Source organism: Bacillus sp. FSL K6-1033, assembly GCF_038630765.1.
In the GTDB taxonomy this organism is placed as follows: Bacteria; Bacillota; Bacilli; order Bacillales; family Bacillaceae; genus Bacillus; species Bacillus altitudinis.
On the sequence record NZ_CP152041.1, the window covers coordinates 3,612,512 to 3,633,735 of the forward strand.

Below are 21,224 nucleotides of genomic sequence, written 5' to 3' on the forward strand. Positions count from 1 at the left end.
CATGATTGTGGTTTTTCAATCAAGCGATTCACCATTTGTTTCAATGACCTTTTTGTACCAATAAAATGAGTCTTTACGAGAACGTTTTAATGTACCGTTTCCATCGTCATCTTGATCTACATGAATGAACCCGTATCGTTTTGACATCTGTGATGTACCTGCACTAATAATATCAATTGAGCCCCAGCTCGTATATCCGAAGAGGTCAACGCCTTCTTCCACCGCTTCTCTCATTTGGCGGAAATGCTCTTTGAAATAGTTAATACGATAATCATCGTGAATTGATCCATCACTTTCAACAACATCTTTTGCACCCATGCCGTTTTCTACAATGATCAGTGGTTTTTGATAACGATCATATAATTCTATTAAAGAAATTTTCAGACCAACCGGATCAATTTGCCATCCCCAATCAGTAGATGGAAGGTAAGGATTTTTGACCCCACGGATGGTATTTCCATCCGTTTTTTCTAATCCTTCATCAGCTGATTCAGTTAAAGACATATAGTAGCTGAACGAGATAAAATCTACTGTATTTTCTTTTAAAATAGAAAGATCATCTGATTCCATTTGGATATGAATGTTTTTTCTCTCAAGCATGCGCTTGATAAGCGGTGGGTATTCACCAAATACCTGAACATCTGCATAGAAATAGTTTTCTAAGTTTTGTTTCAATGCCCGCTCCACATCATTCGGATGACAAGTGTGCGGATACGTTGTTAATTTTGTCAGCATACACCCTACTTGACTGCCTGGTATGATGCGATGACAATCTGCTGTTACGAGTGCAGAGGCAATAAATTGATGATGGAGTGCTTGATAAACCGTTTCTTCCTCTTTCCCTTCTGGGCAGCGATCAGGAATAATTCCTGCTGTAATAAAAGAGTGGCGGTGAATACTATCTATTTCATTAAAGGTAAGCCAATATTTCACATCATGTTTATAGCGTTCAAAACATACATTGGCGAACTTAACAAAGAGATCAACGACTTTTCTTTCAACCCAGCCATTATATTTCACGCTCAGCGCTAACGGCATTTCATAATGTGACAGCGTCACAATCGGTTCTATGTTGTGTTTTTTCATTTCTGCAAATAAACGATCGTAAAATTGGAGTCCTTTTTCATTTGGTTCGTTCTCTTCTCCAGTTGGGAAGATACGGCTCCATGCAATAGAAATGCGAAGAGTTTTAAAACCCATTTCAGCAAATAGAGCCAAATCCTCTTTATAGTGATGATAGAAATCAACACCTCTGCGTTTTGGATACTTTTTATCATCTGGGTCTTTCATCGCTCTATCTATATTTTCAGAAGTAACAGCTAGATGCCCTTCATAATCTTCTACACTCAAATTAGACCGGTACATCGCAATATCAGCAACAGATGGGCCCTTTCCATCTACATTCCAAGCGCCTTCTGCTTGGTTGGCGGCAATGGCGCCGCCCCATAAAAATCCTTTTGGAAAACCTTTTATTGTCGTCATATGTTTAGCCTCCTAATTGGGTGATAACCATCAATGTATCTTGGCGATTGACCTCTTGTAATGGCTGTACCTTAATATCATATTGATCTGTATTCGTGATGACAGCAAGCGTAACTGGATCGTATCCTGCTTCCATGATTTTTTCTACATCAAATTCAATGAGTAAATCCCCTGCTTGTACACGATCTCCTGCCTGCACTTTTGGATAAAAATACTGTCCTTCCAACTGTACAGTATCAATGCCAATGTGGAATAATACTTCCACCCCTTTGTCCGTTTTCATACCAAGTGCATGGTTTGTTTCGAACAGCAAGGTGACCTCACCATCTACTGGTGCATATAACGCTCCTTCTGAAGGAACAATGGCAATTCCGTCTCCCATGACCTTTGAAGAGAAAATATCATCTTTTACTTCAGATAGTGAGATCATTTGACCAATCACAGGGCTTTTGAAAGTTTCCCCTGCTCCAATTTGTTCAGCAAATGCTTCTTGATCATTTGTCTTTTCTTCTACTTTTTTATCCTTACCTAATACAAAAGCAGCGATAAAAGCAACAACGAAGGAAATGACAGCTCCAATGACAGCAAACATTAGATTTCGTGGAAGCTCATCTGATATAAACATCGACATACTTGCTAATCCAGGACCAACAAGTACAAAGGCCTGTATACCAACTAATCCAATGAAGATCCCGCCAACAAACGAACCAATCATGACACTTCCAAGTACGCGTTTATTTTGAAGTGTCACACCATACAAAGCAGGCTCTGTGATGCCAAAAAATGCTGAAATTCCTGCCGAAATGGCTGTTGATCTGAGTACCTTGTCTTTCGTGCGTAGTGCCACTGCGAAACATGCTCCACTTTCCGCAATATTATGCGCAAGTGATGCTGGTAAATAAAGTGCTTCTTTCCCGAGGTTCCCCATCGTTGTCACTGCATAAGGGACCATTGCTTTGTGCATGCCTGATGCAACCATAAACGGGAGTACCGCTGCTAAAATTGCGACAGCTACCCAGCCTACTGTATTAAACATCGCAAGAATAACGGATGAAAACCCTTGTCCTGCTGTAAAACCAAGTGGTCCTAATAACAGTAACGTAACTGGTACAGTAATGACTAATGACATCATTGGGACAAAGAAAATCCGAATTGGTTTTGGTGAAAATCGTGTGAAGAATTTTTCCATTTGAGCGTAAAGCAATACAGAAAGGATTGCTGGAAACACTTGATACGCATAAGCTATATTTTTTACGTCGAATGACATTAATTGCGCACCTTCAGTAAGCATGGCTGTCATGTTCGGAAGAAGGAGTGCACCGACTGCTGATAATGCGACCAGTGGGTTTACCTTTAGTTTATTTGCCGTTGTGACAGCGACTAGTAATGGCAGGAAGTATAGTGGTGCGTCACCCACCATGTTCAGTATTTGATAGGTTTGGCCTTTTGCATCCACCCAGCCTAATAAAGAGAAAAGGAGAAGAAATGATTTTAAAATCCCTCCGCCTGCGATAGCCGGAACAAGCGGCTGGAAGACACCCACAATGAAATCTAATAGAACTGTGCCTGCTTTTCTTTTTTCTTTTGGCTGATTGGATGGCATGCTTTGCCCAGACGAGCTGCCGCCCATTAAATTTGTTACCTGTTGATACACTTCAATCACGTCATTCCCAATGACCACTTGGCATTGTCCTGACATTCTGACAGCTATGACACCTGGTGTTTTTTCTAATGCTGGTACATCTGCTTTTTTCTGATCAATTAGTGTGAAGCGAAGTCTTGTTGAGCAGTGTTCAAGGTGCGCAATGTTTTCTTTACCACCTACATGCTGTAAAACATCTTTGGCGACTTGTGTGTAATCCATTTTTTCTCCTCCTTTTCTCATACATGAGACCTATATTTTGGCAATAAAAAAAGGACCTAAAACGACAAATTAAAGAAATTCATCGTTTTTAGATCCTGCCTGCATGACCAGTCACATGTCTAATTTATTTATATTGGATTTGTTTTTAGTATATATTGATTATATGAAAGCGTCAACATTTATTTTTCTGAAATTTATTAAGGTCTATATACCCAAAATACTTTTCTTTATTTACTTAAAGCAACTCTTTTGTTCCTTCTATCATCAATCAACAAAATGTTTCTCCATAAAAAACCAGATAAGTTGATTCACTCATCTGGTTTAAGATGCCTATTTTCTCTTTTCTTCTGCTTTCTTTTTAAATGCTTTCGCTTGTTTTTCATATTCCTTTTTCGTGACAGCTTTTAACTCTACCGAATCGCCTGTCATGATATATGGTTTAGGGAGTTTTTTATATTCCTGACGCGTGAAAGCTCTTAACTCTATTGTACCGTTGGTCTTTTTAATTGGCAGTTTGATTGATTTTGCATCTCGATCAGTCGAACCTATCAGTACACCTTGTTCAATTATAGGATCATAGCTCATGTCTAAAAATCCTCCACCATCCGTAAAGCCTCCGACTTCTAATTTCATTTCTTTATATGGCTTACAACCATCTTCAGAAACAGTTGTTATTAGAAAAGAGCCGAGCCATCCATTCTCAATATGCATGCTGTCCATTTGTAAAAATAGTTGTTTGTCCTCTGCCGTATATAGAAAACCATATACCTTCGCCACTTTATCCCTGAAATGTCTCATATTTTCATAAAATCTAGTTTCTGATGTATCAACTAGATGTTGATGTCGATCTTGAATTTGTTTGTGATACGAATCTAGCTTTTTTCGATTGATTGCTTTATATATCCTGCTTTTCTTATCACCTTGTTTTTTTACAGATAGGTCTTTCCCAGACATTTGAACTTCGTATATGATTGTTTCTTTGCCTTGTTTGACTCGAAATTCATAACCGTTTTCCTTTGAACTCCCAGACACTACATATTGTTTTTTATATATTTTGGGATCCCACCATATTTCTTCTATATACTTTTCATTCAAATGCCCCGTTACTTTGCCTTTATTCTCAGATATCTCAAACCAGTTCATTCTATCCTTCGTTTTATACGCAAATGCATAGGCATGATTCAATGAATTCTTTTGTGCGACTGCTTGATATGCTGTCCAGCCGCCTCCACCTAAGATGAGTACTGCCAGGATAGACACGACCCACATTTTCAATTTACTCATACGTACCTCCACTAATATATGATTTAAAAAACCTTCATGATCCCTATTTAGATATTCAACTCAATTCTGATCGCCCTGAATGCCATTCACAACATTCACCTGTTCCAACACGATCTACTTTTGCCATTCTTTCGCCTGCTTTTTGAATGCTTCTGTTTGTTCTTGATATTCCTCTTTCGTGACCGCTTTAAATTCTATTGTCCCGCCTGCCATTTTAAAAGGAAATTTAATGTATGTTGCGTCTCGGTCAGTTTCACCTAAAATAAAACCCTTTTCAATTGCAGGATAAGTACTCAAATCAAACATCATCCCATCTGAAACTCCACCAGCTGTATGTTTCGTTTCTTTATAAGGTTCACCACCATCTCCTGGGGCCTTTCTCATTAGAAAAGAACCTGCCCATTCAGACTGCATATACATTCGTTTTACTTTTAGAAATAGTTGGTACGAACCATCCTCTGCCGTATACAGATAACCATAAGCGCCTGTTACTTTCTTAATGAAGTTTCGTACATAATCATGAAATCTATTTTCCGTGTCATCCATCAGTTTCTCATATCGAGTATGAATGTCCTGTTGAACAGCACGTAGGTTTTTTTGATCAACTGCTTTGTATGTGATGCTGTGCTTTTCACCTTGTTTTTTCACAGAAAGATCTTTTTCGGCAAGGTGAACTTCATATGTGACCGTTTCTTTCCCTTGCTTTACATAAAATTCGTAACCGTTTTCAATTGATTTCCCAGTTAATTGATATTTGTTGATAAATAGATTGGGATCATAATGCCTTTTCGGATTTTCCTCTAAAATGGTTTCATTCAGATGACCTGTTACTTTTCCGTTTCTTTCCGTTACCTTGAACCAGTTCACACGATCATGAGTCTTATATGCAAAGGCGTAGGGATGATTCAAACCACTCTTTTGTGCGATCGCTTGATATGCTATCCAGCCGCCTCCACCAATCAGAAGTACCGCCAGAATAGTCATGATCCAGATTTTTGATTTACTCATATGTCCCCTCCAAACTATGATCGTTCACTCTATATGAAGGATTCATCTCATTGATTAACCAATCAGTGATCTCTTCACCTCCTTTCTAGCATTTATTTTTTTCTCATACCTCTTGTATCTGCAGTTATACATCGTTTATTATATATCTAAATGATATATCTTTTAGATAGGTGTGTTGATCAATGAAAAAATACAATGATACGACGTATGCGATTTTGGGGATTTTGACGACAGATTGTAAGTCTGGGTATGAAGTGAAGCAATTAATTGATAGGAGCTTGCATCACTTTTGGAAAATTAGTTATGGACAAATTTATCCAGCTTTAAAGTTAATAGTCGAGGAAGGGCTTGCGAAGGTTTCACCCGCTTCTACAACTGGGCGCTCAGACAAGCGGGAGTATCATCTGACTGAAAAAGGGCTGGACACGTTGAGGCAATGGCTGGCGCAGCCGCTCGATCAAGTACCATCAGAACGAAATGAAGTGTTATTAAAGTTATTCTTTGGTCAATATCTTTCGTTTGAGAAAAAATTGGTGCTTTTACAGGATTATGAGAGGCAGCTCCGTATCCGTTATGAGACATATGTTGCGATTGAACAAAACATTCAAGAGCTGTATCCAGATGAAGCTGATGCGAAGTATTGGCTGTATACGTTAGATTACGGAAAGAAAGTGGCGCAGGCTGGAATTGATTGGTGCGTGGAGACCTGTGAATCAATGAAGAAAGAAGGATGAACAAATGAAAAAAAATATACGTGCTGGCAGGTATACAACAGACAATTCTGAACCGATTGTTGTGTTCATTATCGGCATGAGAATCAATAAACGCTGGGCTGTCCATCAATGGCTGCCAGTATTTAAGGCGATGCCGGGGATGATCAAAGAACTTTATACACATAAAGAAGAACTTGGTTTTCTCGGGACAGAAAATTACTTCGGTTTACGCACCACCACCATGATCCAATATTGGAAATCAACAGAGGATCTCCTTGCTTACGCCAAGATGGAGAAGCATTTGGCTGCTTGGAAAGGATTTAACCAAAGAGCACGAAATAATGACGCGGTCGGAATTTATCATGAAACGTATCAAATTCAAGCCGGATCATATGAATCTATCTACGTGAACATGCCTTCATATGGATTGAGCCAAGCTAAAGCGCCCATCCTAATTGGAAAAGGGAATGGAAAAGAAACCGCAAAAGAACGCCTTTCTACAACAAATTCCTAGAGCTGATTCTCTAGGAATTTCTTTTTGCAACCATCACAAAATGTTTTAATATGCGGGCAGTTAATCCCCAAATGGTGTAACGATCGTAATCATAAAACCACTCCTCAATCGAACGACTCCCCCAGCTGTATTTTTCACCATTCATGATTTTTTCATAAGGAAAATCCTCTCCTGGTGTTGGCTGCACCGATACATGGTGTAAGTATGGTTCGTATTGGCTGAGCCATGATAGAGGCACAGTAAAGGTCTCCTCTACTTCTTCTTGATTAAAGGAATGTTTGACCTGCTGTTCATCAATGATTCCGACAAATGGATATACAACAAAGGATGGAGAGGCAATATAAGGACTGAGCTGTCCTAACACCTTGACGGATTCGGGCGGAATCCCTAGTTCTTCATATGTTTCCCGCAGTGCAGCTTCTTGTGCGGTTTCACCGCCGTCGAGTTTGCCTCCTGGGAAGCTAATATCGCCAGGTTGTTTTCTCATCGTCAGTGATCGCACTTCAAATAAAACATGCCATTCCCCGTCTACTTGCACCAAAGGGACAAGGACTGCCGCTTTGAACGCTGTCTCTTCTCCGATAAATAGCGGCTGTGATTGATGTAAGTCACTTTTTAATTGATCAATGAACATGGGCATCACCTATTTTCTGTTTCTCTTTTCTTTAGCGTATCATTGATTTCCTTTTGAATAAAGGCGATCTTTCTGACAATTATTTTTATCATTTTGACAATTATATTTGTCAAAATGAATATAATACTTTACAATCAAGATAACATTTTGATCAAAGTTGAGGTGACAGAATGAAAAATCGGCTAAAAGAGCTGCGGGCACGTGATGGTTTAAACCAAACGGAGCTTGCGAAACGGGCAAAGGTTTCCCGCCAGACGATCAGCTTAATGGAACGAGATGAATTAATGCCGTCTCTCTTACTTGCTATGAGGCTTTCACGTATTTTTCAAGAACCCATTGAACATATTTTTCTATTCGAGGAGGATGAACTCACATGAAAACTGTATACAAAATGCTCTTAGGTGCTCTCCTTGGTTTTCTCGGTGCTTACTGTTTACTGGCAGCCGAATTTGAGCTGACACTTCTGCAAGCTGCATTTGAAGCGACTCTTGTCATCACTGGCTTGACAGTTCTATTCATCATTTATTGTTTTTCAGGCATTTCGCGCATGAAGAAAAGAATCTCTCTTTCAGTATCTGGTGATGAGGAGGATGAACTCGAGGTAAAACAGTACCGAACCTTTACTGATGTAACGTTAGCTAATACGGTGAGTACTATTTTATCGATCATTGCAATTGGTATTTCCATCGTAACCGAGCAACCACTCTGGCTGATTCTCGCAAATGCTGCCTTATTTTTGATCACCGTCATTCTTTCTTATGCATCGACCTCTGTCCTAAAGCTCGTCTATCCTAATCGTCACCTACCTAGTCCAACCGATAAAGATTATGGCAAAAAACTGCTCGCCATTTCTGATGAAGGCGAAAAGCATGTGATGCTCGATGGGCTTTTTCACACTTTTCAAATGATGAATATTTTATTGACCGGTGCCATGTTTATTTTGATTGTCTATTCTCTTGGCGCCAATCACTCTCAGCTCTTCTCCATCATCGTCGTTGGACTTGTTCTGATCATACTTAATGCATACTATATGTTGAAGATTCGAAATCGTTAAATAAGCAAAAGCACAGCCATTTAAAAAGGCTGTGCTTTTTTCGTTCATTATGCTGAACGACGTTTCTGTCGTGCATAAATCAAAAATAAGAACCCAAACCATACTGGTGTCAATAACAGGGCTGGACGTGTTGCATCAGCGAAAAGCATGATGACAAGAATGGCAGCAAAGAGCACAAGAACCGCTATATTCACAAAAGGTGTAAATGGCGCTTTAAAGGTAGACGCCTTATACAGTTCAGGACGTGTCTTTTTATATTTCAAATGGCATATTAAAATAATACTCCATACCCAAATGAAACAAATGGCACTGATTGTTGTCACAATACCAAAGGCTTGTTCAGGAATTAGCTTGCTTAAAAGAGCCCCTACTGACACCACAATCGTCGACACAAACAGGGCATTACTTGGAACAGCGTGCTTATTCAGACGGCCAAAAGATGCCGGTCCTTGTTTTTGATGACTGAGATTATACAAAATTCGGCTCGTTGAGAACATACCGCTATTACAAGCAGACGCCGCAGATGTCAGGACGACAAAGTTGATGAGTCCCGCCGCTACTGGTATCCCAATGAGCCCAAAGGTTTTCACAAAAGGACTTTCTGATGCACTGAGTTCTGTCCATGGGTTGATGCATAGTAATACAAAAATCGCACCTACATAGAAAAATAGAATTCTTAATGGAATTTTATTAATCGCAGACGGGATATTTTTTTGCGGATTCGCTGTTTCTGCTGCTGACACACCGACAAGTTCCACGCCCACATACGCAAAAATCACCATCTGGAATGACAATAAGAAGCCTGTCACACCATTTGGAAAGAATCCTCCGTGTGACCACAGATTCGTTACCGTCACGGGCCCTGCATCTGTTTGGAAACCAATGATTAACAGGACAATTCCAACGCCAATCAACAGTAATATCGTAATCACTTTAATCAGTGCAAACCAAAATTCCATTTCTCCAAAAAGCTTCACCGTTAATAAATTAAATCCTAGCAAAATCAATAAACAAATAATAGCAGGAATCCACTGCGGAATATCAAACCAGTACTGCACATACACCCCGACCGCAATAACATCCGCCATCGCTGTCATAATCCAGCAAAACCAATACGTCCATCCTGTCACAAAGGAAGCCCATGGTCCAAGATAATCCTCTGCTATATCCGTTAAAGACTGATAGCCCGCCTTAGATAAGAGCAATTCTCCAAGTGCCCTCATGACAAAAAAGATGGCCATTCCGACAATTAAGTACGCAAAAATGATCGATGGTCCTGCCAATTGAATGGCTTTTCCAGACCCTAAAAACAGCCCAGTTCCAATCGTTCCGCCAATGGCAATTAATTGAACATGACGGTTTGATAAATCTCGCTTTAACTCTTGTTGTGCCAATTCCAACACCCTCCTACGACACGATCCTATACTGAAATAATGAACTCTCAAAAAGTCCATAAAAAAAGAGATTGGATGCGCTCCAATCTCACGGTCATAAAAGAATAGCAAAATAGAGAAAAGCAATACACAGTATGATCCATGCATCACAAATACAATATTTCGTACTCTTCTGTCCTTTTGCCTGAGATTGTGAACCCTTCGGCGCCGCACATACATGCGGTCTCTCCAGAAGCTGCTCCTGCCATAGTGTGACCCACAGCAATCATAGCCTTCGATATTTACTTTAAATGTTGCTATTTCTGAATAATTTTATATTTTACGCCTCTAAAAGAAAGCTGTCAATGGTAATCTTTTAAGATGTTGTTTCCTCCTTATCTGAAGCTGATATGACATCACTTCATCAACACCCCTTGATTAAGGTATAATGAAACAAAGAATGTTCGGCTCGTTTGGTGGAGACATCCATCTTGATGATGAACCATAGTTAGGCAATCCAATGAAGTTGGTGAAGACAAATGAAAAAAATGAACAAACAGCGTGTGACATTACAAGAAGTCGCTCGGCATGCCGGTGTATCGACTTCAACGGCCTCACTCGTTGTTCGCAACAACCCTAGGATCTCTGAAGCCACCCGGAAAAAAGTGCTGCAATCCATGGAGGATTTGGGATACGTGTACGATCGCGTCGCTGCCAACATGCGGTCGAAAAGTTCAAATATTGTAGGTGTGATCGTCACGGATATTTCAAACACCTTTATTTCTGAATTTTTAATCGGTGTGCAAACCACCCTTGAGTCACTTGGCTATACCGTTTTACTTGGGACAACCTTTGATAGTGTAGATAAGCAGGAGCGGCTCATCTCCACAATGGTAGAGCACCGAGTGGGTGGAATCATCTTAAATCCAGCATCGAAAAGTTCGACACGAACGGTGAAACAATTAAACAACATTCGCACACCAAAAGTATTGGCAAACCGTGAATTAGCAGATGTCCATTGTGATTATGTCGGCGTTGATTATGAACAAGGCACTTGGATGGCGGTCCGTCATCTTCTTCAAAAAGGGCATCGCCGCATCGCTTTCTTAGGCGGAGTCAAATCCTCTTCGACTTGGATTGAACGGATGAAAGGGTTCAAAAGAGCCCATGATGATGAGGACCTGACGATGGATGAATCTCTTATTATCGATATGGTGCCTACCCGTGAAGGCGGGAAAGAAGCCCTTGCCCAAGTGATTGACCTTCCCGAACCACCTACTGCTATTTTTTGCTTCAGTGATTTAGTGGCGTTTGGGGTGATTCAAGAATTGGCAGCGCGTGACATCAAGCCTGGTGAAGACATTGATGTAGTTGGGTTCGATAACATCCCTGAAGCGGAGATGTATCACCCGCCGCTCACCACAGTCTCATCATTTCCACGATCCATTGGAGTCAAAGCAGCCAACCTCTTGTATCATAAAATGAACGAGCAGGATGAAGAACTGCAGCGATTGATATTAAAGCCTCAACTTCATATTCGAGAAACCTCGACATGATCATGAAAAGGAGAATTGCAAAGCGATTCTCCTTTCAGATTGTTGACAAAGGGCTAAAATGAACTTTATTTTAGCCCTTTGTCTTCTTTTCAGCGTGATAGAAAACCTTTGCAGTCTAGGAAGGACGAGCACTGGCACGGAGCGAATTTGACATTCGTGAGTACCAGCGCACAGGACTGACAAAGAATGCGAGGGTTTGTCTACACGCTGAAAGGAGAATTGCAAAGCGTTCTCCTTTTTTTATTGAGCAAGTCAACTATTTCTTTATTACATTTTTCTTTTTTTAAATCACAAAGTCATAAACTTGACACATTTTAAACGCAGGAGTATATTTATCTCGTTGCTTCTTTTAGTATATCGTTATACCTTTTGAGAACATATCGTTATTTATGATATCAACTACAGTTAAAGATGGATCTTTTGATTCTGATCAAATCGAGGAAGTCCATCAACTTATGATAACTGTTATTATTTTTAATTATTTAGTAGAACGATGTACTTATTTGAAGAACAGATGAATATTCATTATTTTTTCATCAATCACACAAGGGGTGTTGTGATGGACTTAATATTATTTACGTTTAAGGAAATAACAAAGGGTAACAAGAATTTGGCCCGAACAGGGTTTCAAATATAGGAGTGGGAACATGAAAAATCCATACATTAAATCATCACTTGGCATGTATTTAAACTACTTCATGCTAGGCATGATCAATATTATTGTGGCATCAAACATGGAAAGTTTATCTGAACGCTACCATGTAGATATTCCAAAAATCAGCTTGCTTGTATCAGCAATCGGGATCGGTAAATTAATTGCTCTCTTTTTCTCTGGCCGGCTGGCAGACAGCTGGGGGCGAAAACCTGTCATTATTACAGGTAACTTTCTCTACTTATTATTCTTAATTGGAATTCCAATAACGACCAATTATAAATTGGCTTTCATTTTTGCCATTTCCGCAGGGATTGCGAACTCATTACTTGATTCAGGAACATATCCTGCTTTGACAGAATCATTTCCTAAAAAAGCAAGTTCAGCTTCTGTGTTAGTGAAGGCGTCTGTATCAATTGGTGCGACTGTTCTTCCATTTATCTTGGCATTCCTTATTGCACATGACATCTTCTGGGGCTGGGCATTCTTTGGGCTAGGACTTCTTTATTTACTTGTAGGCATTTACTTGATCTTTATGCCGTTCCCAAATCATAAGCAAACGGCTTCTCAAAACGATCTTCCCGTTCAAGAGCAAATGAAGGAAGAACCGAAAATGTTTGGTGAAGGTTTAGCTGTTGTACTTATGGGATTCACGTCTACTGCATTATTTGTCGTATGGCAAACTTGGCTTCCACAGCTCGGGTTGAAATTGATTGGGCTTGGCTCAGGACAAGCGACACAGCTTCTTTCTTATTTTAGTATTGGTGCACTCGTATCTGTTCTATTGCTTTCAATCGTATTAGATAAATTCATTTCACCGATTATGGTCGCCATTATTTACCCAATCGGGGCATTCCTTGCCATGCTTTCACTATTTCAAATTGAAACGTACGGCATTGTCATTGTTAGTACCTTTTTCTTAGGATTATTTACAGCCGGCATTTTCCAGTTGGCGATGAGTATTATGATGAAATTATTCCCTACAAACAAAGCAACGGCTTCATCATATGTCAACATTGCGGCAAGCTCAGCGTTTATCCTTGTTCCGCTGATTACAAGCGGACTCGTCAGCACGTACGATATTAAAATGACTTTATTCTTCGATATGATCATTGCGGTCATCAGCGTATTGTTAGCAGTCTTTGTTTTACGACGCATGAAAAAATTGTTTAGATAATTAAAGGAGATGTCAATCATGACAAACATACATGAACGTAATATTGATGGAAAAACAAAATTAGTCGGTCTTCTTGCAACACCAATCGGACACAGCCTGTCACCACGGATGCACAACCTTGGCTATACACTCACAGGAATCAACTATGCTTACCTTGCTTTTGAGGTAGGAAATGATGAACTAGAAGCAGCAGTAAACGGGATGAAAGCAATGGGTGCAGCTGGATTTAACGTATCCATGCCGAACAAAATGAAAGTACTTGATTACTTAGATGAACTAGATGATTCTGCAAAATATACTCGCGCAAGCAACACAGTTGTGAACAAAGATGGCAAGCTGGTTGGTTACAACACAGATGGTCTTGGTTATGTAAGAAACTTAATTGAACATGGCGTTGAATTAGCTGGACAAAAGGTTACACTCGTTGGATCTGGCGGCGCTGCAACACCGATCGCCATTCAGCTTGCACAATCAGGTATTCGTGAAATTAGTATTTTTGCTCGTAATGATCAATACTTTGTTCAAGCAGAAGAAAATGTAAATTACATCAACAACGAAATGAAATCATTCGGTGTCAAAGCGAATATTTTCCCACTTGAAGACAAAGACGCTTTCCGTCGTGAAGTAGCTGAAAGTGCGATCTTAGCAAACGGGACAAGCCTTGGCATGAAACCATTAGATGAGCTTAGCATTATTGACGATACCCTTGATGTATTACGCAAAGACTTAATCGTAACAGATGTCGTCTACAACCCGCAAAAAACAAAACTTCTTGCTCAAGCACAAGAAGCTGGTGCCAAAACGATTAACGGTCTTGGCATGATGCTATGGCAAGGTGCCCTTGCGTACAAACTCTTTACTGGCGAGGATATGCCAGTTGAACAAGTCAAACAAATTCTGTTTGAAAATGACCGTTTCTAAACGAAACACATAAAAAAGACGACCTCCGCTTTGGAAGTCGTCTTTTTTTATTCGTGTATCATCACACGGCGATATCGATAAAGGATATACACCGCGCCGATGATCGCCACAACAGCCACACCCGCATCAAATATAAAGATTTGCAAAATGGTCGAGTGGGTTTCGATCAAACCAGTGACGACTGGAATCACAATGGCGGACACTCCGCCTGCTGTTGAGATAATTCCTGTCATCGTCCCTTTGTTTTTCCAGAAGAACTCAGCCATTACGGTTAACGTCAGCTGAAAGACACCAGCTGTTGAAAAGCCCAATACAAAAGCATTGACGGTCCCGATGACTGGAGACTTCACGACCAATAGCACACAGATAGAGGCTAATGTAATAATCGGATAGAGTAGCAGCACGGTGACCGGACGAACAATGCGGCGCAAAAGAAATGCGAGCAATAAGACAGACAGCAAACCACCCATGCTATAGTAACTAAGCAGCTTCACAGCACTGCCAGAAGCCATTCCCAATATTTCCTCACCGTACGTAGGCAGCCAAATTTGCGGCAAGGCGTACAGACCATTTGATGTAAAACTGATCACAATCAGTGCGACCCCTTCTCTCCAAAACGTAGGCTCTGATGAGAAGCGAGGAAGTCCATCATGCTCCGTCACCTGAACTTGCTCCACCTTGCGATGATTCGGAAATGGCAATGTCCACAGCATCATCACATTCACTAAATAGATAAAAGCAGGTACAAAAAACGCAAATCCATAAAACAGATCATGCTCTGCTAAAAAGAAAATAGCGAGCGGCAGAATGGTCGCCCCAATCGAAATAAACGCCTTCACCATCACATTTGCAGATCCCGAGTTTTGAGGAAAAGCTTCCATTAAAGCCGGATACGTCCCTGCATCCATCGCCGAATTCGCCACCCCTGCCAAAATCGCAAACGCAAACGCGATTTGATAATTCGGAGACAATGGGATTCCGATGAGGAACACCGCCATCAGCACCCCGGAAACCAAAATGACTGGCTTTCGTCCAAAACGATCTGACAGTACGCCCGATAGACCATACGTGAGCACCCTGCCAATACCGAGTGCAGATATCATATAACTTATCCCCGCACTATTTGTATCTAATTGTTTGATCAAAAATGGCATATTAGAAGCCAAAATAATATTGACCATACCTAATAAAAAATAATTGATATAAAGACTAGAAGCCGTTCTCAAATACGGATTCCTCATGCTGACACACCCCTCAACACATTGCAATGAAGTGACAAATAATGGTTACGCTTACAAGATTCATGCGTGAGGAGAAACAGCTTTGCAACCTTCACGTACTTGAAACAACTCATCATTTCATACAGCTTACATGCCCTTCATTTATCAAGCATCTCTTCAAATTTTCACTAGCTCTTATTTTATATGAATGTGAAAGGTAATGATAGTGAATTGCTTAAATTTGAGGGAAATGGTGATAGAAAAAATCCCTCTAAACTCACATCCCCCAAAGACTAAACTCATAAAAATATTCTTTACGCTCTATGCATCATCCAAAATGAAAATCCTCGGCTATTAAAATGAAATCTCCGTATCCACTTGAGAATTTGATGGGCTCAAGAAGTTTCGTTAAATGATGAAACACTTCATCTACATTCATCAAGAGCGATTCAATTTCATGTTCTCGGAAAAAAAGCAATCTCCCTTGTTTAGGAAGTCGCTATCACCCTTAAGGCTATTTCGGTTAACGTTGTGTAGGCTTTTCTATATGCTCTAGTTAGTTGTCTCCATGTATTTGACTTTTATGTTCTCTCGATTGAAGGAAAGTAAATCCCTGCTGACAAAACAAATGATTTTCTTTGATCTCTAAAAAAGGGGGAAATGAAACAACCAGTCACCGAAAGAGTTTCGACAACTGGCTGTTTCATACGGTGTTTTGCTCCCAGTCTCACAAAACGGGAGGGCAAGTCCCAAATGTGGGGATTGTTTAAAATATTACGGATTATTCTCTTTTAGAGATACTATGAATGGCTTTGTATTCGCTCCTGTATTTTCTGGGTATGATCTTGATTTAAAATCATTGCCAATTCGGCCTCATCTAGAACAGATCCCCATCTAAAGATAATTTCACCATTCAAACCATACTTCAAAAAAAGCGCTTGATAATCTACTTCATGACTATTCTGATCCAATCCTGTGAAAAACAAATCTTTTATAGGTTCCTCTGTGAGCATAGAATCTCTTCTACTGGCAATCATGAAACTAGATTGATACTGATCCACTATTCGCAATGCCTTATCTAAATCAGATTGAGGACTTTGGCCATACTGACATAAAATTGATTTTCTTGTTCATCTAAAAGTAATTCTGGCCCCTTTTCAAAACCTGAAGTATTTATTTCCGAATCAATTGATTTCCATACTTTTCGGAATCTCTCTATTCGCGAATGTACATCATTTACTTTCTTACTTAGAAAGATATAAACATGGTAATTAGTTAATTGCCCGCTAAAAATTTCGATTAATTCATTTTGACAATAACTTTGAAAAGCCTCTATTCCACCATCATTTAAAAAGTGATATCCGTTTATACTATATACACTTAACTGTTTACATTCATTTATTTTCTGATCTAACCACTTATAGTAGTTTGTCACACCTTGTTCGAATTCAAGTTTTATTTTCATTAGTCACCTTTTAATCAGTAATTAAAATTGCTCGAATTGGACAACTGCTTTTTCTTTTTGTAAAAACTCATCAAAAAGAGATACTAATCTATTTATATTCTCTTCTTTTGAATACAGTAACGGATTATAACCATCTGAAGGAGGCATATAATGAATAAATGGTTCCATATCCTCAGGGTAACCAAAATCAGCGTATACTTCACACAATTCATCCAATAACTCTTCAGGTGACTTCTTATTTTTTTCTTTTAAGTGAGACGTTATACCATATCTCCATTTCCTTTTTTCAATGTCCCATTGGCTAGATTCTTCTTCTACCAAATCATTGTATAATTCTACTAATATCATTTGGAGTTTTCTATAATCCTCATCTGGATCGCCAGCACCCCAAGCTAATTCTAGGATTAAAGATTTTTCATATTCAGTACGATTAGATAAATATTCCACTACATACTTGCTTATTTCTTTGTATGAGATCAAATCTAGCCTAATTCCTACATATATACTCATCTACTTCTTCTACTGTTGAAATATCTTGTATAAAAAAAGACTTATTTCTTCTGGTAGTATTATTGCTAAATCATCAAATGGATCTTCCTTAAATTCATATGAATACCTCATATAAGTTAATCACCTTCGTATTAAAGGTTTACTCAGTTAGGTTTAATTTTCACAAATTTAAAGTAGTCTTTACCTTGTCCAAAAGTATATAAACTTGTGCCTTCTGTTCTGGAGTTTCAGCAACATACTCCATACAAATTTCTTCCAAGCAACTATAGAAATCTAGATTATCCATCACAATTTCATGATAAGATGCTGTGTCCATAAATATCATTACTCCATTATTAAATTCAACATCCTCTGAATGCTCTGGAAGTTCATATCCCATCATATGATCTTGCCAAGGTTCTCTGTGGGACAAACACTCTAACACCTCAACTAAATCATTCTTCAAAAAAGAAAAAAAGTCTTGAACAATCGGCTGCATATTGTTTAACATCAAAATCCTCCTAATTACTATATTTTTTCCATTCTAATACTGGGTACAAGCTTTCAATTTCTCCTGTTTTTGGATTTTTCCACCCTTCAAATTTTAAACCATTTGATGTACCTTGTATTACATGTTGACCGCCTCTAGTTACATACTCAGTACCATTTTCCATTGCCTCTTGGCCATATTTGTAAATTTGTTCATCAGTAAATACATTATCATCATAAACAGTCTTCTTATGAGTAGAGGCTTTAAATTCTTTTGTATACATACCACGCTCTTGTTTTGCTATTTTATAGTACACATCATTTATTCCATGGACCGAAGGATGGCGTTCCTTTCTCTCCAATTTATAGGGAATTTCCTTTTCATTTAAATAATTGAAAAATTCCTTTTCATTATGACCACCACTTACACCTGTTTTACTAACACCTTCTGGTCGTATTAGATGATTTTTGCTATTGTCAGAATACTTATGTTTAAATCCACCTTTACCAGTACTATCCTTCATCCCCATCTTCCCATGAAATCCTTTCGCCCCAAACGGCAAAAGCATCCCCAGCGCCGCATTCATACTCGCTTCCTGTTGTTCTTTCGAGACTTTATTTCCAAACATATCTCGACCCGTAATCGCTTCGCTGAAGCCGTTGGTCGCGGTGAGTCCATATAATCCTTTTTGTGATGTTTTCAACGCATCAAAAGACTTCTGTGATGTCTTGTAAATGTCGACCGCTCTGACAGCGGCGGACGTGGCTTGAGTCGTTTTATAGACAGCTTTCCCGCCTTTGAAAATACGGCCCGCCCATCCGACGATCGGGATATAGCCTGCTGCTGCCATGCCGCCTGCGGCGACTCGCTGGCCTGCGGTAAGTTCTTCACCTGTGATCGGATCGACACCTGTTGCGGCACGTTTTGCATCGTTCACGCCTGTCAGTTCATTGACGATATTTCCTCCGTAATCAAGAGCTTTTTCATACCACGGACGGTTGGCTAGCGCTTCTTGTTCCTTTGCGATCTTGCGAGCTTCTTCTTGATCTTTTTTGATTTTTAGATATTCAGAAGTTTGCTTCTCAATATCGCTTTTTGCCTTGTAGATTTCGCTATTTTGATACGCTTTCTTGTCAAAATTCATAGGCGAAATGGATTTTCCGTCATTTGTGGCATTGATCATTTCTGCGTACAATGCCATTGTAGCCTTCTCCTCAGTCTCTGACAAAGCATATTCATCTTTTAGATTTTGATCAAGTTCTATTAAATCTTTAACCGTTTTCTTCCGTTCATCTTCCGCATCAGCAATCTTTTCGTCAAAAGTTTTACTATCAAATACCTCCAGAGAAATGAGGTCATCAATATCTTGAAAAATCGTTTTGAGTGCCTTTTTTTGATCCTTCACGATGCTTTTGGCATTCTTGATTCCCATATGTACAGCGTTGTCTAAAAAGTGTTCTTCTACAAAGGTGTCGCCGCCAAAGTTTGTATCATCAAGTGTCCCAGAAACACCTTCATGAAAGGCTTTTTGTTTATCAATGAAGCTAATAAACATGTCCACATTTCCGGCGAGTTCTTTGTAGAAGCTTTTAATGTTATCGGCACCTTTTCCAGTGAAGTCGTCACCGAGGTTGGCAACACCTTGAAGTGCCTTTTTTAAATCTATCATTTGTTCGCGGAGTTCCTGATAGTGTTTTGCCCTTGTATCCATGGCACTGGTTAGTGCTTTTGCATCAAGTATCTTGCCCAGATTAAGCCACTCCCTCCATTATTGATCATAAAGTCTATTTTACCGTGACCTCCAAAACGGAAAAATAGGCTAAATGACATAAAAAATGGAATGAACTCTCTATTCAATTTACCCTCTCATTTGGATAAACGAGTTTATCAATTGTAGGGATATAGAAAAGGCCAGACAGTTCATTATACTCTGTCTAGCCACATGTTCACGTTACTTATAGTCATTGATTGGTCCTTTATCCATCAAAACATCGATCTCATTTGAATATTTCATTTTTAACTTCGGTCTACGCTCAGAGTTTGGTTTACTGTAAAGCTCTAGTGGACGGATGATCACGCCATCATTTGTGTTTTGAAGAATACCTGGAACACAAGAATAAATTCGATCATTGTCATTTGCATGTTTCGCGTGAATCGTGACAGACGTTCCTTGATGATTATCGATACTCATAGACACTCTATATCTATAGAAAGAACCTGTTCCATTTGATTGAGCAGAGTAAACAACGGGTACCACCGCAAGGATATCATCATTTAACCTTAGTTTAATGACTTCTGTTTTCATTGATTCACGATCTCTACCGACATCTCCCATATGCTCAACAGCCCCGTTACCGTAACTTTTGAGCGCGGGAACACCTTTTGCGCCAAACATGGCCACATCTATTTGTTTTCCTGACTTCGTATAGACCAATGCGTAAATATCATAATCGGTTCCAGACTCCCAAGATACTGTAGCCGTAATCTCTGGTGTTTTTTCAATGATGATCGGTTTATGACCTTTGTCTAGACTAATTTTACCTTGAACTTTCTCTAAGCTAATAGGTGCAGCGACTTTCTCTTTAGCGGCTGTTTTCATTGGAGCAGGCTCATTAATTTGTTTTTCAGAAACCATTTGAGGAGGTGTAGAAACATCCTGTTCATCAGGTTCAACCTCCACCCCATAAAGCTTGCATAGCCCTTCCAATCCAGAATCGAAGCCACGCCAGATGGATCGTGCTTTCGTTTCACTATTTCTTATGTATAGCTCTACTACGACAATACCCTTTTCATTTGTAAAGCTTACTGGTGTTAGGTATAGCACCTCATCACCTGTTCGAATTTCTGCTTGCAGATTCTTCACATGAGAAAAGCCGATTCCTCGATCCTCTGTTAGTGTAATAGCCATCTTTGTGATTCCGACAGGCACTTTGCTCATATCAAAATTCAATTGATGTCTTTTCAACTGATCTGATATCTCTGCTGGTAAAAGTGTCGCGACACCCGTAGTACTCTCCGGCTGATTGTAAAAAATAATGCCATTATCTCCTTGAACTAGATTTGAATCTGTTAAGAGAAACGCTTAAAGAAATATCAATTGAAGATGACACTTCATAACTGATGGATAATTGCCCCTTTGGAGAGTTTAGTACGGTATTGGCACCCATTTGCAGAGTTTGATTCATTTCAACAACTCCTATTCTTTATCTACCATTTATCGTTTTTATAGACCAATTATACCAAATTGTGCAATGGAACCTATTAATATCTTTCTCTCTTTTCATCTCTGCAATGATATGAGACAATGCCACCTAAAAACAAACTACTC

Annotated in this window: 19 protein-coding genes, 2 pseudogenes and 1 riboswitch; of the genes and pseudogenes, 7 read left to right on the plus strand and 14 right to left on the minus strand. The window is 39.4% G+C overall.

The genetic code is table 11. The features are described 5' to 3' along the window. Positions 1-15: 15 nt before the first annotated feature. From MHH31_RS18520 to MHH31_RS18535, 4 genes are all read right to left on the minus strand, one after another. The gene (locus tag MHH31_RS18520) at positions 16-1,482 is read right to left on the minus strand and encodes a glycoside hydrolase family 1 protein (RefSeq protein WP_008347383.1); all 1,467 of its coding nucleotides are present in this window, start codon (positions 1,480-1,482) and stop codon (positions 16-18) included. A gap of 4 nt (positions 1,483-1,486) precedes the next feature. Next, complete coding sequence (locus tag MHH31_RS18525; RefSeq protein ID WP_212357181.1) at positions 1,487-3,346, minus strand: beta-glucoside-specific PTS transporter subunit IIABC; 1,860 nt, start codon at positions 3,344-3,346, stop codon at positions 1,487-1,489. Positions 3,347-3,676: 330 nt separating this feature from the next. Continuing rightward, positions 3,677-4,630 (minus strand): hypothetical protein, encoded by a 954-nt coding sequence (locus tag MHH31_RS18530; protein WP_342495102.1) that lies wholly within the window; start codon positions 4,628-4,630, stop codon positions 3,677-3,679. A 114-nt stretch (positions 4,631-4,744) separates the two neighbouring features. Then, positions 4,745-5,638 carry a hypothetical protein gene (locus tag MHH31_RS18535; RefSeq protein ID WP_342495103.1) on the minus strand — a complete coding sequence of 298 codons (894 nt, stop codon included), beginning with the start codon at positions 5,636-5,638 and terminating at the stop codon, positions 4,745-4,747. A 182-nt stretch (positions 5,639-5,820) separates the two neighbouring features. On the opposite strand from MHH31_RS18535, the gene MHH31_RS18540 reads away from it, so the two are divergent. Together MHH31_RS18540 and MHH31_RS18545 are read left to right on the plus strand one after the other, a co-directional pair. After that, positions 5,821-6,372, plus strand: coding sequence for a PadR family transcriptional regulator (locus MHH31_RS18540; protein ID WP_008347390.1), 552 nt, complete (start codon positions 5,821-5,823; stop codon positions 6,370-6,372). A 4-nt stretch (positions 6,373-6,376) separates the two neighbouring features. Continuing rightward, on the plus strand, positions 6,377-6,865 hold the full coding sequence (locus tag MHH31_RS18545; protein ID WP_268430801.1) for a DUF4188 domain-containing protein: 489 nt from the start codon (positions 6,377-6,379) through the stop codon (positions 6,863-6,865). Positions 6,866-6,875: 10 nt separating this feature from the next. Here the strand turns inward: MHH31_RS18545 and MHH31_RS18550 are convergent, their stop codons facing one another. Then, positions 6,876-7,499, minus strand: coding sequence for a CoA pyrophosphatase (locus MHH31_RS18550; RefSeq protein ID WP_008347394.1), 624 nt, complete (start codon positions 7,497-7,499; stop codon positions 6,876-6,878). Between the two features lie 170 nt (positions 7,500-7,669). On the opposite strand from MHH31_RS18550, the gene MHH31_RS18555 reads away from it, so the two are divergent. Beyond that, complete coding sequence (locus tag MHH31_RS18555) at positions 7,670-7,876, plus strand: helix-turn-helix transcriptional regulator (protein ID WP_008347396.1); 207 nt, start codon at positions 7,670-7,672, stop codon at positions 7,874-7,876. Then, positions 7,873-8,553: a DUF3169 family protein gene (locus MHH31_RS18560; protein ID WP_342495104.1), complete on the plus strand. Its 681-nt coding sequence runs from the start codon at positions 7,873-7,875 to the stop codon at positions 8,551-8,553. Before MHH31_RS18555 ends, MHH31_RS18560 begins: the two co-directional genes overlap by 4 nt. Before the next feature lie 47 nt (positions 8,554-8,600). On the opposite strand, the gene MHH31_RS18565 is transcribed toward MHH31_RS18560, so the two are convergent. Next, positions 8,601-9,947 carry an amino acid permease gene (locus MHH31_RS18565; RefSeq protein ID WP_342495105.1) on the minus strand — a complete coding sequence of 449 codons (1,347 nt, stop codon included), beginning with the start codon at positions 9,945-9,947 and terminating at the stop codon, positions 8,601-8,603. Between the two features lie 162 nt (positions 9,948-10,109). Continuing rightward, positions 10,110-10,189, minus strand: a riboswitch (glycine riboswitch). 276 nt (positions 10,190-10,465) lie between these two features. On the opposite strand from MHH31_RS18565, the gene MHH31_RS18570 reads away from it, so the two are divergent. From MHH31_RS18570 to MHH31_RS18580, 3 genes are all read left to right on the plus strand, one after another. Next, the gene (locus tag MHH31_RS18570) at positions 10,466-11,482 is read left to right on the plus strand and encodes a LacI family DNA-binding transcriptional regulator (protein WP_007497313.1); all 1,017 of its coding nucleotides are present in this window, start codon (positions 10,466-10,468) and stop codon (positions 11,480-11,482) included. 647 nt (positions 11,483-12,129) lie between these two features. Next, on the plus strand, positions 12,130-13,311 hold the full coding sequence (locus MHH31_RS18575) for an MFS transporter (RefSeq protein WP_342495106.1): 1,182 nt from the start codon (positions 12,130-12,132) through the stop codon (positions 13,309-13,311). An 18-nt stretch (positions 13,312-13,329) separates the two neighbouring features. Beyond that, positions 13,330-14,232, plus strand: coding sequence for a shikimate 5-dehydrogenase (locus MHH31_RS18580; protein WP_008344408.1), 903 nt, complete (start codon positions 13,330-13,332; stop codon positions 14,230-14,232). Positions 14,233-14,279: 47 nt separating this feature from the next. On the opposite strand, the gene MHH31_RS18585 is transcribed toward MHH31_RS18580, so the two are convergent. The 8 genes and pseudogenes from MHH31_RS18585 to MHH31_RS18620 all read right to left on the minus strand — a co-directional run bounded on the left by MHH31_RS18585 (position 14,280) and on the right by MHH31_RS18620 (position 21,081). Continuing rightward, complete coding sequence (locus MHH31_RS18585) at positions 14,280-15,473, minus strand: MFS transporter (RefSeq protein ID WP_024720468.1); 1,194 nt, start codon at positions 15,471-15,473, stop codon at positions 14,280-14,282. Between the two features lie 779 nt (positions 15,474-16,252). Next, on the minus strand, positions 16,253-16,513 hold the full coding sequence (locus tag MHH31_RS18590; RefSeq protein WP_234833504.1) for a hypothetical protein: 261 nt from the start codon (positions 16,511-16,513) through the stop codon (positions 16,253-16,255). A 17-nt stretch (positions 16,514-16,530) separates the two neighbouring features. Further along, positions 16,531-16,917, minus strand: a complete 387-nt coding sequence (locus tag MHH31_RS18595; RefSeq protein ID WP_342495107.1) for a hypothetical protein — start codon at positions 16,915-16,917, stop codon at positions 16,531-16,533. 21 nt (positions 16,918-16,938) lie between these two features. Next, positions 16,939-17,427 (minus strand): DUF2247 family protein, encoded by a 489-nt coding sequence (locus tag MHH31_RS18600; RefSeq protein WP_342495108.1) that lies wholly within the window; start codon positions 17,425-17,427, stop codon positions 16,939-16,941. Further along, a pseudogene (locus MHH31_RS18605) lies at positions 17,417-17,538 on the minus strand (tRNA-Val4); the annotation flags it as partial. The pseudogene MHH31_RS18605 and the gene MHH31_RS18600, both read right to left, overlap by 11 nt. 49 nt (positions 17,539-17,587) lie before the next feature. After that, entirely contained in the window at positions 17,588-17,917 is a 330-nt protein-coding gene (locus MHH31_RS18610) for a hypothetical protein (protein WP_135009491.1), read from the minus strand. Between the two features lie 10 nt (positions 17,918-17,927). After that, positions 17,928-19,646 carry a T7SS effector LXG polymorphic toxin gene (locus MHH31_RS18615; protein ID WP_342495505.1) on the minus strand — a complete coding sequence of 573 codons (1,719 nt, stop codon included), beginning with the start codon at positions 19,644-19,646 and terminating at the stop codon, positions 17,928-17,930. 201 nt (positions 19,647-19,847) lie between these two features. Further along, positions 19,848-21,081 (minus strand): annotated as a pseudogene (locus MHH31_RS18620) (TerD family protein). Positions 21,082-21,224 lie beyond the last annotated feature (143 nt).

Excerpts from the sequence above, each read along its gene's own strand:
- MHH31_RS18520 (WP_008347383.1), bottom strand. The coding sequence starts at position 1,482 with ATGACGACAATAAAAGGTTTTCCAAAAGGATTTTTATGGGGCGGCGCC.
- MHH31_RS18525 (WP_212357181.1), bottom strand. The coding sequence starts at position 3,346 with ATGGATTACACACAAGTCGCCAAAGATGTTTTACAGCATGTAGGTGGT.
- MHH31_RS18530 (WP_342495102.1), bottom strand. The coding sequence starts at position 4,630 with ATGAGTAAATTGAAAATGTGGGTCGTGTCTATCCTGGCAGTACTCATC.
- MHH31_RS18535 (WP_342495103.1), bottom strand. The coding sequence starts at position 5,638 with ATGAGTAAATCAAAAATCTGGATCATGACTATTCTGGCGGTACTTCTG.
- MHH31_RS18540 (WP_008347390.1), top strand. The coding sequence starts at position 5,821 with ATGAAAAAATACAATGATACGACGTATGCGATTTTGGGGATTTTGACG.
- MHH31_RS18545 (WP_268430801.1), top strand. The coding sequence starts at position 6,377 with ATGAAAAAAAATATACGTGCTGGCAGGTATACAACAGACAATTCTGAA.
- MHH31_RS18550 (WP_008347394.1), bottom strand. The coding sequence starts at position 7,499 with ATGTTCATTGATCAATTAAAAAGTGACTTACATCAATCACAGCCGCTA.
- MHH31_RS18555 (WP_008347396.1), top strand. The coding sequence starts at position 7,670 with ATGAAAAATCGGCTAAAAGAGCTGCGGGCACGTGATGGTTTAAACCAA.
- MHH31_RS18560 (WP_342495104.1), top strand. The coding sequence starts at position 7,873 with ATGAAAACTGTATACAAAATGCTCTTAGGTGCTCTCCTTGGTTTTCTC.
- MHH31_RS18570 (WP_007497313.1), top strand. The coding sequence starts at position 10,466 with ATGAAAAAAATGAACAAACAGCGTGTGACATTACAAGAAGTCGCTCGG.
- MHH31_RS18575 (WP_342495106.1), top strand. The coding sequence starts at position 12,130 with ATGAAAAATCCATACATTAAATCATCACTTGGCATGTATTTAAACTAC.
- MHH31_RS18580 (WP_008344408.1), top strand. The coding sequence starts at position 13,330 with ATGACAAACATACATGAACGTAATATTGATGGAAAAACAAAATTAGTC.
- MHH31_RS18585 (WP_024720468.1), bottom strand. The coding sequence starts at position 15,473 with ATGAGGAATCCGTATTTGAGAACGGCTTCTAGTCTTTATATCAATTAT.
- MHH31_RS18595 (WP_342495107.1), bottom strand. The coding sequence starts at position 16,917 with ATGAAAATAAAACTTGAATTCGAACAAGGTGTGACAAACTACTATAAG.
- MHH31_RS18600 (WP_342495108.1), bottom strand. The coding sequence starts at position 17,427 with ATGAGTATATATGTAGGAATTAGGCTAGATTTGATCTCATACAAAGAA.
- MHH31_RS18610 (WP_135009491.1), bottom strand. The coding sequence starts at position 17,917 with ATGTTAAACAATATGCAGCCGATTGTTCAAGACTTTTTTTCTTTTTTG.